General features: G+C 67.0%; 15 protein-coding genes. 3 read left to right on the top strand and 12 right to left on the bottom strand.

What is annotated here, in order from left to right:
- Positions 1-63: 63 nt before the first annotated feature.
- Entirely contained in the window at positions 64-288 is a 225-nt protein-coding gene (locus QUW25_RS07165; RefSeq protein ID WP_289511530.1) for a hypothetical protein, read from the bottom strand.
- Positions 289-644: 356 nt separating this feature from the next.
- Here QUW25_RS07165 and QUW25_RS07170 point away from each other — a divergent pair, with 356 nt between their 5' ends.
- Positions 645-914: a hypothetical protein gene (locus tag QUW25_RS07170; RefSeq protein WP_289511531.1), complete on the top strand. Its 270-nt coding sequence runs from the start codon at positions 645-647 to the stop codon at positions 912-914.
- A gap of 171 nt (positions 915-1085) precedes the next feature.
- On the opposite strand, the gene guaA is transcribed toward QUW25_RS07170, so the two are convergent.
- Positions 1086-2675, bottom strand: coding sequence for a glutamine-hydrolyzing GMP synthase (gene guaA / locus QUW25_RS07175; RefSeq protein WP_289511532.1), 1590 nt, complete (start codon positions 2673-2675; stop codon positions 1086-1088).
- 186 nt (positions 2676-2861) lie between these two features.
- On the opposite strand from guaA, the gene QUW25_RS07180 reads away from it, so the two are divergent.
- Positions 2862-4415, top strand: coding sequence for an LCP family protein (locus QUW25_RS07180; protein WP_289511533.1), 1554 nt, complete (start codon positions 2862-2864; stop codon positions 4413-4415).
- A gap of 208 nt (positions 4416-4623) precedes the next feature.
- Here the strand turns inward: QUW25_RS07180 and ychF are convergent, their stop codons facing one another.
- From ychF to QUW25_RS07195, 3 genes are all read right to left on the bottom strand, one after another.
- Entirely contained in the window at positions 4624-5700 is a 1077-nt protein-coding gene (gene ychF / locus QUW25_RS07185; protein ID WP_289511534.1) for a redox-regulated ATPase YchF, read from the bottom strand.
- Positions 5701-5710: 10 nt separating this feature from the next.
- The gene (locus QUW25_RS07190; protein ID WP_289511535.1) at positions 5711-7021 is read right to left on the bottom strand and encodes a 4Fe-4S binding protein; all 1311 of its coding nucleotides are present in this window, start codon (positions 7019-7021) and stop codon (positions 5711-5713) included.
- 70 nt (positions 7022-7091) lie between these two features.
- Positions 7092-8084 (bottom strand): glycosyltransferase, encoded by a 993-nt coding sequence (locus QUW25_RS07195; RefSeq protein ID WP_289511536.1) that lies wholly within the window; start codon positions 8082-8084, stop codon positions 7092-7094.
- A 95-nt stretch (positions 8085-8179) separates the two neighbouring features.
- On the opposite strand from QUW25_RS07195, the gene QUW25_RS07200 reads away from it, so the two are divergent.
- Entirely contained in the window at positions 8180-9295 is a 1116-nt protein-coding gene (locus QUW25_RS07200) for a glycosyltransferase (protein WP_289511537.1), read from the top strand.
- A gap of 24 nt (positions 9296-9319) precedes the next feature.
- Here the strand turns inward: QUW25_RS07200 and QUW25_RS07205 are convergent, their stop codons facing one another.
- The 7 genes from QUW25_RS07205 to rplQ all read right to left on the bottom strand — a co-directional run bounded on the left by QUW25_RS07205 (position 9320) and on the right by rplQ (position 16079).
- Entirely contained in the window at positions 9320-10393 is a 1074-nt protein-coding gene (locus QUW25_RS07205; protein WP_289511538.1) for a glycosyltransferase family 2 protein, read from the bottom strand.
- Between the two features lie 109 nt (positions 10394-10502).
- Complete coding sequence (locus QUW25_RS07210) at positions 10503-11285, bottom strand: hypothetical protein (protein ID WP_289511539.1); 783 nt, start codon at positions 11283-11285, stop codon at positions 10503-10505.
- A 24-nt stretch (positions 11286-11309) separates the two neighbouring features.
- The gene (locus QUW25_RS07215; protein WP_289511540.1) at positions 11310-12215 is read right to left on the bottom strand and encodes a putative manganese transporter; all 906 of its coding nucleotides are present in this window, start codon (positions 12213-12215) and stop codon (positions 11310-11312) included.
- A 25-nt stretch (positions 12216-12240) separates the two neighbouring features.
- Entirely contained in the window at positions 12241-13044 is an 804-nt protein-coding gene (gene truA, locus QUW25_RS07220; protein ID WP_289511541.1) for a tRNA pseudouridine(38-40) synthase TruA, read from the bottom strand.
- 145 nt (positions 13045-13189) lie between these two features.
- A complete protein-coding gene (locus QUW25_RS07225) occupies positions 13190-13948 on the bottom strand; it encodes an energy-coupling factor transporter transmembrane component T family protein (protein WP_289511542.1) in 759 nt (252 codons plus the stop codon).
- Entirely contained in the window at positions 13941-15503 is a 1563-nt protein-coding gene (locus QUW25_RS07230; protein WP_289511543.1) for an ABC transporter ATP-binding protein, read from the bottom strand. The genes QUW25_RS07225 and QUW25_RS07230 overlap by 8 nt, the downstream gene beginning before the upstream one ends.
- A gap of 69 nt (positions 15504-15572) precedes the next feature.
- Positions 15573-16079, bottom strand: coding sequence for a 50S ribosomal protein L17 (gene rplQ / locus QUW25_RS07235; RefSeq protein ID WP_289511544.1), 507 nt, complete (start codon positions 16077-16079; stop codon positions 15573-15575).
- Positions 16080-16087: the final 8 nt, after the last annotated feature.

Genomic DNA, 16087 nt, shown 5'->3' on the forward strand with positions numbered 1-16087 from the left:
TACCCGCGCGCCGCCGGGCGCGCAACGCGGCGCGGCGGGCGCCGTAGCCCCTCCCGACTGTCTCTATGCTGCCCTCCGCTGCTGAACAAAGGAATCGTGTTCTCTCAGGGCCGCCTCGGCAACATCCAGAGAGGCCCCAAGATAGCGAACTGCCCACTCCGTCTGCTCTCGCCCCTCTTCATCTTTTGGGAGCATTATCCGGTTCATCGACTCAAGCAATAGCTCCCTAATTATCTCGACCCGGTTTGCGCACATGTCGTATGCATCAACAGCATCTAGGTTAAACATTCCGTTCCTCTCTACGTCAATCGTATTCCCCACCTCGTCATACGGCGGACAGGCAAGACAATAGACCCCACACCGGACAAAACGCGTCGGCCTGCGCGACGGGATGCACCACGAGTCCTCCTCGGCACGCAAACGGACCCAATGTGACGATTTGCGACGCGGCATCGACGCCCTTCTCGCCAGATTGCCGCGCTCGCCGGCGACGGAGGTCCGCCCACCGAGAAGCTCGCCGGCCAACAGGCAAAAACAACCCTGATGACCTGCGGCGTCAGATACGTGAAAGCTAGCCGCAAGACAACAGGAAGCTCTTCGGTCCTACCATGTGCCCACCAAAAGCGACGAACGGAGGAACCACGATGAGCTTGTATTGGCCCGAGCAGAAGGTTGCCGTAGAGATTGTTGACGATTCGCTGGCGCAGCCCTTCGACCGCGCCGCCCACCCGGACGTGCGCGTCCTGCAGGTGACCTGCGACGAGCTAGACAACTGGGTGAGCAGCATGCAGTTCATGGACAAGGTCTGCGACGCGCTCGGCCAGCCCAGGCCGTCCAAGACGCCCCAGTGGCTCGCCGCCAACCACCGGCTCCACAAGGCCCTCACCTGCGACACTCCCAAGTACTGGAGGTAGACGGCAATCGATTCCACCTTGGGGATCATCCGCAGGCACGGGCACCCGACTCCCTCCCAAAACCACGTTCTGGCGAGAAGAACGTGGATTTGGGAGGGGCCTGGGCAAGAAAAAACGGAGCCGCGAGACTCACGCGGCTCCGTAGCAACACAAGTGCGATTAGTTGGGTTTTTACTCCCACTCGATCGTGGCGGGCGGCTTGGGCGTCACGTCATACACCACGCGGTTCACGCCCGGCACCTCGGCCACAATACGGCTCGAGATGCGCCCGAGCACGTCGTACGGCAGCTTCGCCCAGTCAGCGGTCATCGCGTCGGAGCTCTCCACCGCACGCACGATCACCGGGCGCGCATACGTCCGCTCGTCGCCCATGACGCCCACGGAGCGGATGTCCGGCAGCACGGCAAAGTACTGCCAGCAGCTGTGCTCGGAGTTGCGCTCGCCCGTCTCCTCAAAGAGGCGCTCGTTGTAGGCGTCCAGCTCCTCGCGCACGATGGCGTCGGCGTTCTTGAGGATCTCGAGCTTCTCGGAGGTTACCTCGCCGATGATGCGGATGGCCAGGCCCGGGCCCGGGAACGGCTGACGGTAGACCATGCGGTCCGGCAGGCCGAGCGCCACGCCCAGCTCGCGCACCTCATCCTTGAAAAAGTGGTCGAGCGGCTCGATAAGGTCAAAGTGCACGCCCTCGGGGAACGGAATCAGGTTGTGGTGGCTCTTGATCGTGGACGCCTTGCCGCCGGTCTTGCGCGCACCAGACTCGATGATGTCCGGGTAGATGGTGCCCTGCGCGAGCATCTCCACGCCGCCGATACGCTGCGCCTCGTCGAAGAAGACCTTCCAGAACTCGGAGCCAATGCGGCGGCGCTTCTCCTCCGGCTCGGTCACGTCGGCAAGCAGGCGCTCGTAGCGGCGCTCGGCGTGCACGTGCACGAGCGGCATCTGGAACTGGTCGCGGAAGACCTCCTCGACCATCTCGGGCTCGCCCTTGCGAAGCATCCCGTGGTTCACGAAGACGCAGGTCAGCTGGTCGCCAATCGCGCGGTGCACGAGCGCGGCCACCACGGAGGAGTCCACGCCGCCGGAGAGGCCCAGGATGACCTTGCGGTCCCCCACCTGCGCGCGAATCTCCGCGACCTTCTCGTCAATGATGTTGTCCATGGTCCACGTGGCCTCAAGCCCGCAGATGCCAAAGAGGAAGTTCTCCAGCAGCTTGCGGCCATGCTCGGTGTGGCGCACCTCCGGGTGGAACTGCGTCGAGTAAAGACGCCGAGAAGGACACTCCATGGAGGCAACAGGGCACACGCCCGTGGAGGAGGTGACCACAAAGCCCTCGGGCACGCGGCTCACGGCGTCGCGGTGGCTCATCCACACGGTCTGCTCGTCGGGCGTTCCGGCAAAGAGCTCGGACTCGCCGCTGCGGGAAATCGTGGCCGGGCCGTACTCGCCCACCTCGGAGTGCGCGACCTCTCCGCCCAGCGTCACGGCCATGATCTGGTGGCCGTAGCAGAAGCCCAGCACCGGTACGCCCAGCTCGAGGATGCCCGGGTCGATCTTGGGCGCATCCTCGGCGTACACGCTCGCGGGGCCACCGGACAGGATGAGCGCGGACGGCGCCATGGCGGCCAGCTCACCCGCCGAGATGTCACACGGGACAATCTCCGAGTAGACGTGCAGGTCGCGCACGCGACGCGCGATAAGCTGCCCATACTGGGCACCAAAGTCCAAAACCGCAACAAACTGCCTGGGGGTGGCCTCGCTCATACATCCTCCGGTCTTCTCGCCTGCGCTCTTGCGCCATAAGTCCGTACCATTATTGCATTTTCTTAAGAATAGGAGCGTTTTTACCCTCCTTCATGCGGCTTGCATATAACTCTCGTATCATTGACCAATCTGACTGATCCAGCCGGCGGGGCAAAATCATGCCTCTAGCGAACAGAAAGGTCCCTTGTGGCCGACAGAAAAACCCACAGGCAGATGACGAGCGCCGAGCAGGCACATCGCTCGGGCAGCCGTTTTAGGCGAGATCAGGCCGCAGGCGCCTACGCTCGCGGCGCTGCGGAGCAACCCCGGACCACCCTGCGGACGAGCTCGTCCGGGCCGCGCCACATTGCCTCGCGCTCCGACGGCATTGACGCCTACACTGCCAAGAGAAGGAAGAAGACCCGTGGCCGCGTCCTCAGGGCCGTTGCGGTCACGCTGCTCCTGGCGTTTGTCGGCGTTGTTGTGGCGGGCGCCGCCTACATCATGAACATCAACAACCGCCTCACGCAGGACCTCCCCGAGGAGGTTCGCCAGCAGCTCGTTGCCGTTGACCCACAGGAGCCCTTCTACATGCTGCTCCTGGGCGTGGACAAGAGCGAGGAGCGCTCGGGCGAGTGGGGCGGCTCAACCGCCAACTTCCGCGCGGACACCATCATCCTCGCGCGCGTGGACCCGCCCGCCCAGAAGGTCACGCTCGTCTCCATCCCGCGCGACACCATGGTCGACATGGGCGAGCACGGCGAGGACAAGATCAACGCCGCCTATTCGTACGGCGGCGCCGCCTACATGGTCGAGGTGGTCTCCGACTTTGCCGGCGTGGACATCTCCCAGTATGCGGAGATTGACTTTGAGCAGTTCACCTCCATCGTCGACACCATCGGCGGCATTGAGGTCACGCTGCCCGTCGACGTCGTGGACGAGACCTGGGCCGGCATCAACCTCACCGCGGGAACCCACCAGCTCGACGGCGCCACGGCGCTCGCTCTCGTACGCTCGCGCCACGCCTATGACGCCTACGGTGGCGGCGACTTCTACCGCGCCGCCAACCAGCGCGCCGTGATTGCCGCCATCGTACGCAAGATCCTCCAGCAGGACCCCTTCACCATGGCGACCACGGTCTCCGAGCTCGCGGGCAGCGTGACCACCTCCATGAGCGTCACGGACATCGTGAGCCTGGCGATGCAGTTCCAGAACCTGGACGTTGACCACAACTTCTACTCGGGCCAGACCCCCACCACCTCGGAGTACATCAACAACCTCTGGTACGAGATCCCCGACGAGGAGGCCTGGCGCGAGATGATGGAGCGCGTCGACGCGGGCGAGTCCCCGTACTCCGACGCCAGCCAGGACTTCACCTCCGGCGCGACCATCGTCATTGGCGAGAACGTCTCCAGCTCCGATGAGGGCGGCGAGAACAGCGGCGAGACGAGCACGGGCGAGGAGACCGCTGAGCCCGTGTTCTCCGGCAGCGTCCTCGTGCTCAACGGCGCGGGCGTGAACGGCCTTGCCGGCGAGAAGTCCACGGTTCTTGAGACCGCCGGCTTTAGCCCCTACGCCGAGACCGCCAACTCCTCCGACTACACCACAAGCTCGGTCTACTACAACGGCGACGCGCGCGGCGCGGCGCTGGGCGTGGCACAGACGCTCGGCATCGACGAGGCCAACGTCAGCGAGAACACCGAGGGCTACAGCTCGGACTACGAGGTCATCGTGGTCCTGGGCGCCGACCAGGCCAACTAGCACCCGAGCCACGAGCCACCGACAGGGTAAGGCGACAAAGGCGCTTGGTGACAAGGGTGGTGACAAGGGCGACGGGGTAGATTATGACAAAGGTGACAGGGTAGATTGTCACCATGGGCTTCATGGTGACAATCTACCCTGTCACCTTTGTCATAATCTACCCCGTCGCCCTTGTCACCAAGCTGCCGCCCCCGCGGCGGGAGTGCGGTTACACGTTGAAGCGAAAGTGCATGACGTCGCCGTCCTGGACGACGTAGTCCTTGCCCTCGATGCGGAGCTTGCCGGCGTTCTTGCAGCCGGCCTCGCCGCCGAGCGCGACGTAGTCCCCGTAGCTGGCCACCTCGGCCTTGATGAAGCCGCGCTCAAAGTCCGAGTGGATGACGCCGGCGGCCTCGGGGGCCTTGGCACCAATGCGCACAGTCCAGGCCTTGACCTCCATCTCGCCCGCGGTGAAGTAGCTCTGCAGGCCGAGCAGCCTGTATGCCGCCTGCGCGAGCGTCTCCAGGCCGCTCTTCTCCAGACCTAGGTCCGCCAGGTACTCGGCGGCCTCCTCGGGCTCGAGCTCGGAGAGCTCGGCCTCAACCTTGGCGCAGATGGGGATCGGCGTCACGCCGTCGATGGGGGCAAGCTCCTCCCCCAGCTGGTCCTCGTCGACGTTGGCCACGTAGAGGATCGGCTTCATCGTGAGCAGGAAGAGACCACGCGCCTCGGCACGCTCCTCGTCGGTCATCTCCATCGTGGCGGCGCGGTTGCCCTCGTTCAGCCAGTCGAGCAGGCGGCGCGCTACGTCGGCCTTCACCGCAAGCTCCTTGTCGCGCTTGGCATCCTTCTCCAGGCGCGGGAGCTGCTTCTCCAAGCTCTGGATGTCGGCCAGGATAAGCTCGGTCATGATGGTGTCGGCGTCACCCGCGGGGTCAACGAACTCGCCCACGCGCCCGACCTCGCGCATGACGTTGGGGTCTGTGAAGTAGCGCACCACCTCGCAGATGGCGTCGGTCTCGCGGATGTTGGCCAGGAACTGGTTGCCCAGGCCCTCGCCCTCGTTGGCCCCCTTGACCAGGCCCGCGATGTCCACAAACTCAACCGTGGCCGGCACAATGCGCCCGGGGTGCACGATCTCCGCCAGTTTGCCGAGGCGCTCGTCCGGCACGTCCACGATGCCCACGTTGGGGTCGATCGTGGCAAAGGGGTAGTTGGCCGCGAGGCCGCCCTTCTTGGTAAGCGCGGTGAACAGGGTCGACTTGCCCACGTTGGGCAGGCCCACGATGCCAATCGAGAGAGGCACGTCCTTCTCCTTACTTCTCGCTCTTCTGGGAGCTGGGGGCGCCCGCGCCGTCGTCATCCGCGAGCTTCTCGAGCGCGTCCGCCGCGCGGTTGAGCTGCTTCTTGCCCTTCTCCACGTACTCGTTGGCGCGCACCTTGGCCTCGGCCTTCTTGCGCGCCACCTCCTCGGCCACCTTGTCGGGAATCACGAGCTCGCTCGCGTCGAGCGACTCCATGACCAGCGCGCCCTCCTCGCACACCATCACGCATGCGCCGCAGTTCACGCAGTACGGGTTCTGGATGGTGACCACGCCTGCCTTGTTGATGTCGAGCGCGTGGACCGAGCAGGCCCGCGCGCAGTCGCCGCAGGCGGTGCACAGCGTGGAGTCCCACACGGGCACCTCGAGCTTCACAAAGCGCGCGAGGTCATCGTTGTGCTGGAGCGCGCCCATCACGAGCTTGCGGCCCTGCGTGAGCGTGCGCATGCGGCTGGTTGAGGTCTTGGCGCCCACGGCGTTCTCAAGCTCCTTCTGGAGGCGGTTGAGCCGCTGCGTGTGGTCAGAGAGCTTCTTGGCCACCGCCTTGGCGCCGGCAAGGGCGGGGTTGGTGCGCGTGACCAGCCGTTCGGCTGAGTGGATGGCCCCGCTCACAAACTGGCTGCGCTTGTAGGCGCGCGTGAACTCGTGGGTCATCTCCCGCTCGTCGGCCACCAGGCCAAGCCCCGCGTCGGCCCACTCCTCCGCCGTGGCAATCTGGTCTGCGTAGACCTCCTCACCGGTGGTGGTTCGACAGCGGTCGCAGATGCCCACGGGCAGGTAGACGTTGATGTTGTCGTAGTCAGCGAGCAGCGAGAACCACAGGTCGCGCGAGATGGCGCCCACGCAGGCAAGCACGACCTCGTTGCCCTTGGGGAGCCTCTTGAGCGCGCGGGTGCACGTCACGTAGCACTGCTCGTAGGAGGATGCGGCGCGCGCGATCTGATCGTAGACCTGGCGCGGCATGTGACGGCGCGTGGAGAAGACCTCCGTGGGGCACGCCGTCACGCACAGACCGCACCTGCGGCAGTCCTCGTTGATGGTCACGGACTTCTTGTGGACGGTAATCGCGTGCGTGGGGCACACGTCAAGGCAGCGCGAGCAGATGTCGTCGCGGTCCGCCGCCCCGCGCAGGCAGCGCGTGGAGTTGGCGAAGGGCTTCTCCTTGTAGTCGGCGGGGTTAAAGACCTTGCGCTCGCCGTCCTCGCCAACGAGCGAGCTCATCATGGAGTTGGGAACCTCCTTGAGCGAGCGCCAGTCGCTCTGAAGGTCTATGAGCTCATCGAGAAAGTCCCTCTTCTCGGCCACAGGTCTACCGTCCTCTCCGCTTGCGAACACAATATTTTATTGTACGACGTAAGCGCGCAGGAAAGAAGACCTACCCGAGTGGGGAAACCGGCTCCCAGGAGGGGTCCCTCTGAATCTGACGGGCGGCCCGCCAGCCGGCAAACAGCCGCTTGGTCCCGGAGACCACGCAGCCACGGTCGACCATGAGAATCCGCGCGAACTCCTTGGCAAACGTGAGCAGCGTCCCGAGGGCAAACCCGGCCGGGTTGTAGTCGCCGTACACCTGGAAGTAGCGCGCCAGGTAGCCGCGGTTGCGCGTGATGTAGTAGCGCGTCATGTCCGAGGTCGAGTTGAGCTGACGCACCGAGCCGATCCCCTGGTTGGGAATCTCGCGGCTGCGCGAGAGGATGTAGTCGGGCACGTAGATGACGTCGGTGACCTTGCTTGCCAGGTAGCCGTAGAGCGCGTCGTCAAGATAGATAAAGAAGCGGGCGTCGGGCAGGCCGATCTGCTCGACCACGCGCCTTGAGAAGCAGCAGCCCTCAAAGCACAGCACGTTGCACAGCTTGAAGCGCTCGCCGGGACGCCAGCGGTCGCGCGAGAAGGGGTTATAGATCCCAAGCGTCGTGGAGAATCGGTGCTGCCAGTAGAAGTGGCCGCCGTCAAAGTCCCTGCGCTGACCCATGATGGCCTCGGCCTCGTGGCTCCAGCGCTCCAGGACGTCAAGCCCCTCGGGGAGCACCGTGACGTCGTCGTCCATGACCCAGAACCAGTCCGCGCCCAGCTCGTAGGCGCGCCTCACGCCCTCGGAGAAGCCACCGGAGCCGCCGGTGTTCTCGGGCATGGGATCATAGACCGCGCGGGAGGTCCCGCCCTCGGAGTCGGGGTCCTGGGCCATCCTCCCCCAGAGCTCGTCCGCACGCTCGCCAAACGAGGCGACGATCTCCTGCGTCTGCGCGGAGTTCTCGTTGTCCACCACCACGACGCGCCACGGGGCGGTCCGCAGCTCCAGGATGGAGCCGAGCACCTGCTCGAGCAGCTGCTGACGCTTGTACGTCACGATGATGATGGCAGGTCGGCGCATGCCTCACCCCTTTCGAGCCTCTCCGCGACCGGCAGATGGACAACCCCTAGTATTATAGGGTAGCCCGTACGGGCGCCACGTTGCAGGGAGGGCGTATGAACGTTTCCGCTACAAACGCCGGGCAACGCCTGGTCTCGGTCATACTACCCATTTACAACGCCGAGAAGACCCTCGACCGCTGCCTCGCGAGCATCGAGTCCCAGACGCACGACGCCCTCGAGATCATCTGCGTCAACGACGGCTCCACCGACTCCTCCGCCCAGATCATCCGCGACCATGCCGCCCGTGACACGCGCATCGTCCTTGTCGACAAGCCCAACGAGGGCTACGGCGCGTCCTGCAACCGCGGCATAGACATCGCGCGCGGCACGTGGGTCTCCATCGTCGAGCCGGACGACACGCTCGAGCCCACGGCCTACGCGGACCTCCTGTCCTGCGCCGAGAAGTACGGCGGGGCCGAGGGGGTCGACGTGGCAAAGGGCGCGTACTGGCGCATCTTCCTCGACGAGACGGGCGCCGAGACGAGCCGCGTGAACTGCCCGTATCGTGGGCGCGTGCGTCCGCGCCGCCAGCCGTGCGCCATTGGCGACGCCGCCGAGCTCCTGCGCCACCACCCCGCCATCTGGTCCGCCATCTACCGCAGGGAGTACCTGAACGAGCGCAAGATCCGCTTTGTGGAGGTCCCCGGCGCGGGCTGGGTGGACAACCCGTTTCTTGCGAGCTCGCTCTTTCAGACGGACCGCATCGTCTACACGGACGCGTGCGTCTACGACTACGTGGAGCGCGACCTGCGCGAGGCGGAGTCCTTTGCCGGCCGCTCCCCGCTCACACCGCTCGAGCGCTGGAACGAGATGATGGACGTGGCCGCTCTCGCGGGGGTCGAGGACCGTCGGGTGCTCGCGGCGCTCGCGCTGCGCGGCGTGAACTACTCGCTCATCACCGTCGAGGGGGCGGGCATGGACGCGCCCGGCGTGCGCGAGCTCGTCACCAGCTCCATGGAGCGCCTCGAGCCCGAGCTCGTCCTCTCGGACCGCACCATCAGCCCCGCGGGAAAGCGGCTCTACGCGCAGGTGAGGGGCCTTCCCGAGCCACGCGGCGGGCGCGCGGGGCACCTCCTCCACCTTGCCGGCGAGGCGCTCTATCGCATTAGGACAAACGGCCTCTCGTTTGCCCTCAAGACGGCCAGGAGCCGCGAGCGGCGCATCGGCTAGGCGGCGCAAGGGCAGGGGGACGGCTCACACAAAGAGGTCCGGCACCATGTCCGTGGCGCGACCGTGCCAGAGCAGCGAGAGCAGGCGTGCCTGGGCGCAGACGAGCGCGACGTTTTGCGAGCGTATGGGAACGAGCATCGAGCGCACGTGGCTCCCCATGGGACGCGCCACGCTCACCGCCAGGCGCGCGTGCTCGGTGCCGAGCATGGCCGAGACGACCCTTCTCTGCTCCGCCGCGCTCGAGCCGGCGCGGGAGCCGCACACCTCCTCGACGCACGCCACGAGCTGCTCCACGTAGCGGTTCTGCAGGGTGCCCATGCTCGCGGCGTCGCCATCGAGCCCCCAGTGCCGGTAGAGGCCCAGCAGCACGTTGTGCTCGCGCTCCAGGCGCAGGTAGCTGTTGGGCACGCCCCCAATGCGGCGCGGGGGAACGAGCGCCCGCTCAACGCGGCAGCACTCCCCCGAGAGCACGCCGACGCGCTCCACGTCCCTTAGGACGCCGGCCACAAAGGCGTGGTCGGTCTGCGGGTCCGCCGAGAAGCGCGCGCCGCACGACGTCACCCACGCGCGCGAGAAGAGCTTGGCGCTTGCGGGGAGGAGCTGCCCCGAGGAGAGCAGCCGCCAGGAGTCTGCCCGGAAGTCGTGCTGGGTGGGATAGGAGACGTCCTCCGTGGCCACCGCGCGCTCGCCGAGCGGGGTGCCGCGGTCCGAGAGGGCGAGGGTGAACCCACCGATGACGAGGTCGAGGGACTTGTCGCTCGCCAGCGCGAGCATCGCGGAGAGCATCGTCGGGCGCATGACGGCATCGGGGTCCATCACCGCGAGGTACGTGCCGCGCGCACGTTCCAGGGCGAGGTCGAGCCCCTCCTGGCGGCTGCACGCGCCGGCGCGGACCACCTCGACCCTGATGTCGCGCTCGGACATGGTCTCGAGCTGGCGCAGCGTGGAGTCCGAGGACCCGGCGTCCACTACGATGAGCTCGAGGTTTCTGAGGGTCTGGTTCTGGATGCTCTCGACGGCGCGCCGCACGGTCTTCTCGGCATCATGGGCAACCATGAGCACCGATACGTCCGGCATTGTTGGCGTGAAATGCGGCACCGCCCGCACCATCCCATCTTGAGAAACCGCGCGTCAGAGCACAGTTCCAAGAGTATCAGCGCGCGGGGCGCACAAAGCGCTCGCCGCCCTCCTCGGCAAAATGAGCACACTAGGCGGCGGGGGCGAGAAGCCCCAGGGCAAGCCCGAGCTGGGCGCGGTCGATCACCTGGTAGCCGGTCTCGGTGACGTTGCCCTCATCGTCGGTTGTGGTCTCGGGAACGAGGGGCGCGTCCGTTGCGGAGAGGCCCGCCGCCCCAACGGACGCGATCTTCTCGGCAAGGGCGAGAAGATCCTCGGCGTTGCAGTCCGTCCTCATGGCGGAGAGCAGCCCCGCGGCACTTCTCAGCAGCTCGTCCGCGCTTGTCCCCGCGGCGGCGGCCACCTCCGAGAGGACGTTGTCCGTTGCCACGATGACGTGCGAGAGGCTCACGTTTGCCGCGCTCGCAACGGGCTCCACCACGGCGGCCGCGCCCTCGGCGGAGAAGAGCTCGGAGAGCGTGGTGGGCGTCTCGGAGCTACCGACTCGCGCGTCAAGCGGGACGTTTGCGAGACTCGCCGTGCCCTGCGTCGTGTTTATCGCCAGAATCTGGGCGGACTCGAGCGACGCGCCCTCGTCGAGCGAGCTTGCCGTGAGGAGCAGCACGCACTCGTGCTCGTCTGCCGAGGCGGCGTAGCCCCCGTCGGGGACCACGAAGGAGCCCTGGTCGGCCACGGCGTCAACGAGGAACGAGTCCTCCAGGTGGCTCTCGAGCGTCGCGCGCGTCCAGGCAAGGTAGCCAATCGCCGCCGCCCCCGCCAGGACCACGACGCACACCACGGCGCCCACGGCGCTCCTCAGCGCGCTTGGCCGCGGCACGTCGCTCCGCTCGAACCTCTCGCGCCTCCTTGCCATGGAACGCCCCCTTTCAGCAGCCCTTTAGAACAGGATACCCAAGGCGCCCGCAAAAAGACCCACCGCAACGGCCACGCCGTAGACAAAGGCGGTGATGATCGCGTTTTGGCCCGCGCTCGCGTTGGTGCGCCACAGCACGAGCAGGCCCACCCCGCCCGAGGCGAGAAGCCCCGCGAGCATGGGACCGGTGGCAAGGACGCCGTCGAGGTAGAGCTCCGTGACGGCAACGCTGGCACCGCAGTTGGGAATCAGCCCGATGAGCGCGGCAAGAAACGTTGCGCGCACGGGGTGGTTGGCGAGCAGCGCGCCCAGGGCGTCCTGACCCACGTACTCGATGATCAGGCCAAAGACGAAGGTGACCACAAAGATGAAGAAGGTCACCTGGGCGGTGTGCACGAGGGCGGAGCGCACGATGGCCCAGCGGCCGTGACCGTGCTCGTGGCCGTGGTCGTTGGCGTCGTCGTCACAGTGGCAGTGCTCGCGCTCGCAGAGCTCGTGGATGTGCAGGTGGCCGTCGCCGGCACGGTGCCAGGCGCGCAGGGCAACGTCAACGAGCAGGCCGACCGCAACGCCCACGACCACCTTGACGGCCATGATCGCCAGCATGCGCGTCACGGGCTCCTGATGGGCAAGAAACACGGGCACCATCTCGTCCGAGGTGGAGAGGATCACCGCCACGAGCGTGCCCGCCGTCACCACGCGCCCCGCGTAGAGGGTGGCCGCCATGGCGGAGAAGCCGCACTGGGGAAGCGCGCCGAGAAGGGAGCCCACCACGGGCCCGGCCTTGCCGGAGCGCTCCACCGCGGCCTGCACGTGGGCGCTGGCGGAGTGCTCGATGGCCTCCATGGCGAGGTAGGTCAGAAACAGAAACGGAACGAGCGCCAGCGTGTCAAAGAAGCTGTGCTCGAGCACATGCAGCAGAAGGTCCAAGTTGTTGCCTCCAGGGTGAGACGCCCTACTCCCAGGGCGTCAGCAGGTTCTCGGGGTATTCTACCCCCACGAAGGTGAGTCCTTTCGCGGGCGCGCAGGGGCCGGCGGCGGCGCGGTCGCGCGCCGCGAGCACCTCTGCCACCCAGGACGGGTCCCGATGGCCGCGGCCCACCTCCACGAGCGTGCCCGCTATGGTGCGCACCATGTTGTGGAGGAAGGCGTTTCCGGTGATGTCTATGGCCACAAGCTCCTCGCCCGCCTCCTCGGCGCGCCGGACGTCGAGCGCTCCCACAAAGCGGCAGGTGGGCTTATCGACCGCGGAGATGGCCTTGCAGAAGCTCTTGAAGTCGTGCTCGCCGACGAGCGTGCGTGCGGCGGCGGACATGGCGTCAACGTCGAGCGCGCCCCGATACCACCACGCGTGGTCCCAGGCCAGGACGGGCCGAGCCTCGGAGGTGGCGATTCGATACCGATAGCTGCGGCTCAGGGCGTCAAAGCGCGCCGAGAAGCCCGCGGGGGCGCGGTAGAGCCCGCGGATGGAGATGTCGTCCGGCGTGAGCGCCACGAGCGAGCGCGTGAGGCGGGCGCCCGGGAGCTCAAGCTCGTCCACACCCATGGGCACGCTCACGTACTGAGAGAGGGCGTGGACCCCCGCGTCCGTTCTGCCGGCACAGGCGAGCTCACACGGGCGGCGCAGCGCGGTCTCCAGCGCGCGCCGCAGCTCGCCGGCCACGGTGCGCACGCCGCCCGGCTGCTCCGCAAAGCCGGCAAAGTCCGCCCCACGGTAGCCGAGCCGTATGACCAGCGTTGCGCCTTCGCTTTCGGACATGGGTTCCTCCTTCGCACCCTAGGGTAACACGCGTCCGCGCGCCGCCCGCACTTCTCGCCGTTCCAAACCGTCCGCACGCCGCCCGTTCTTCTCGTTGGGGCGAGTTGTGGACGTTTCCGGGGCGCAAACCGTTCGCGAGCCGCCCCTATAGGAGCGCCGCCGCCACGGCCCATGCCACCGCGCCGATAAGCACCACCAACTCGCGGCGCGCCAGCGGGCCGAGAAGTGCGGTCTGCTCGCCGGTGTAGCAGCGGTCCGTCATGGCACTCGCCAGCTCGTCCGCCCGGCGGAAGAGGCCCACCACAAGCGGCACCAGGACCTGTCCCCAGCCCCGCAGGCGGCGCAGCGGCCCACCCTCGTCGAGCAGGGCGCCGCGAGCGCGCTGGGCGCAGCGGATCCGGTCAACCTCCTCAACCGTGAGCGGAATGAACCGCAGCGCCACGGAGGCGGACATCGCAATGGCGCCCACGGGCACGCCCACACGACGAAGCGGCGCCATGAGGGCCGCCAGGCCGTCCGCGATAGCGGGGGGCGGCGTCGTGGACGAGAAGGACAGCGCAAAACCCACCACCAGCGCAATCCGGCACACCACGAGCGCGCCCCTTACCAGGCCGTCGGGCGAGAAGCCCGGCTGGCCCACGAGCACGAGCGCGTTGGAGGCAACCGAGAGCGCGAGAACGACCGCGGCCGGGCGCAGCCCCATGAGCACCGTTGCCGGGGAGGTCCTGCTCGCCACGAGGGCGGCGGCAAGGCCTACGGTCATCATGAGCAGGCCCAACGGGGCGGGGGCGGCAAAGGTTGCCACCGTGGCCACGAGGAGCATCATGAGCTTGACCCGCGGGTCAAGGCGGTGCAGAGGGGTGCTGCCCGGGGCGTAGGCGCCCGGGACGCGCGGCCTAAGCATGCTCCGCTCCCCCCTCGAGCTCCGCGCGAAGCTCCACCATGAACGGGGCCTCAAGGCCCACCGCCACGAAGAGCTCCGGACTCGAGGCGGCAACGTGCGCCTCAACCTGCTGGACCACGGCACCGTCTCTCAGAAACGCGACGCTCGTGGCCTCCTCCAGCCACTCGCCCGCATCATGGGTGACAAGGACCACGGGGTCGCCGCCCTCAACGAGGCCGTGCACCAGGCGGCGAAGCTCAGCGCGCGAGGGGCCATCGAGACCCGCCGTTGGCTCGTCAAAGACGTAGGCTCCCGACTCGCACGCAACAACGCCTGCCAGCGCCACGCGGCGCATCTGCCCTCCGGAGAGATCAAACGGGGAGCGGTCAAAGAGCTCCTCCCCCACGCCAAGCCTCGCCGCCGCAGCACGCACCGCCGCGTCCACGTCGCGCTCGGAGGCACCCCGCGCGCGGGGGCCGTAGGCAATGTCGTCGTAGACGGTCTCGCAGAAGAGCTGGTCACCAGGACGCTGAAAGGCAAGCCCCACGCGCCCGGCACGGACGGGTCGCCCGTCGAGCAGGACGTCTCCGGCGTCGGGGCTCATCACACCCGCCAGCAGGCGCGCAAGCGTGGTCTTTCCGGAGCCGGAGGGGCCAAGCACAAGCGTAAGGCCACGCAAATCGAGGGAGACATCCCTGAGGCTAAAATGCGAACCTCGCGCGAAGGCCATTTTGGAGGCCAAAAAGGGTCGGAAAAGCGCCTTCGTGTGAGATTGCCCAAAGGCACAAGCGTCCTCACGGACCAAATAACGTGCCACGGCGTGCGGTTCCGGCCGCAAGTCCAGGGAAAGCCCCCGCCGCGCGGCAATGCTGAGGGCGCGCGCAACGGAATCCTCGCCAAATCCGGCGCGGGCGCGCGCATCGTCGCTCTTAAGGAGCTCCCGCGGTGTGCCCTGCCACGCAACGCGGCCGCCCTCCATCACGACGGCCCGCGCGGCGCCAAAGAGCGCGAGCGGGTCATGCGCTATCTCGAGCACGCCAACGCCGCTGCCAACGAGCCGCTCAACAACCTCGTTGACGCGCCCGCGGGCAGCCACGTCCAGATGTGCTCCAACCTCATCGAGCACAAGGTAGCGCGGACGCATGGCAAGGACGCCGGCAATCGCCACAAGCTGCTGCTGACCGCCGGAGAGCTCTGAGGTCGCACGATTGCGCAGCTCACCAATGCCACAGGCGTCGAGCGCCTCGTCAACGCGCCGCAGGACCTCCTCACGAGAAAGGCCAAGGTTGCGCGGGCCAAAGGCCACCTCGTCCAAGACGACGGAGCTCACGATCTGGTTGCGCGGGTCCTGCCGCACGTAACCCACCAGACGGGCCAGGCCATCGGTGCGGCCGTCCACCAGCACGTTGCCCGAGGTGGGCTCGAGCGAGCCGTTAAGCAGGCGCGACAGCGTGGACTTGCCCGATCCATTGGCACCGAGAAGAACCACGCGCTCCCCGGCCCCAACGCTCAGCGAGACATGGTCGAGCACGTCCCCCTCCCCGTACGAGAAGCACGCGTCGCTCACCTCGATCATGTCCCACCTCCTTACGAAAAAGGCCCCGGCACGTGGCCGGGGCCCAAAGAGTCAACGAAAGGCCCGATGTTACTCGGCGCTCTCCTCGGTGGCCTCCTCAGCGGCGGTCTCCTCGGCAGGAGCCTCCTCCTCGGCCTTGGGCTCCTCGACGGGAGCCTCCTCGACCTTGGTGACGGTGGCCTTGGGGGCGGCCTTCTTGGCCTTGGCCTTCACGGGCTCGGTGACGAGCTCCATGATCACGATCTCGGCGGCGTCGCCCTTGCGGGGGCCGAGCTTCATGATACGGGTGTAACCGCCGTTGCGGTCGGCCCACATGCCCTGAGCGGCCTTCTCAAAGACCTCGCGGACGATGTCCTTGTCGCCAACCTTGGCGATGGCGAGACGACGGCTCGCGATGTCGCCCTTCTTGGCCCAGGTGATGACCTTGTCAACGTCGCCGCGGATGGCCTTGGCGCGAACGTCGATGGTCTTGATGCGGTCGTTCTCAAACAGGGCGCGGACAAGGCTCTTCTTCATGGCCTTGGTGTGGCTCGCGTCGGTGCCGAGCTTCATGCCCCTCTTCTTGTTGTGTCGCATTTCTTGCT

Origin of the sequence: Thermophilibacter provencensis (assembly GCF_030372065.1) — a bacterium.
Lineage (GTDB): Bacteria > Actinomycetota > Coriobacteriia > Coriobacteriales > Atopobiaceae > Thermophilibacter > Thermophilibacter provencensis_A.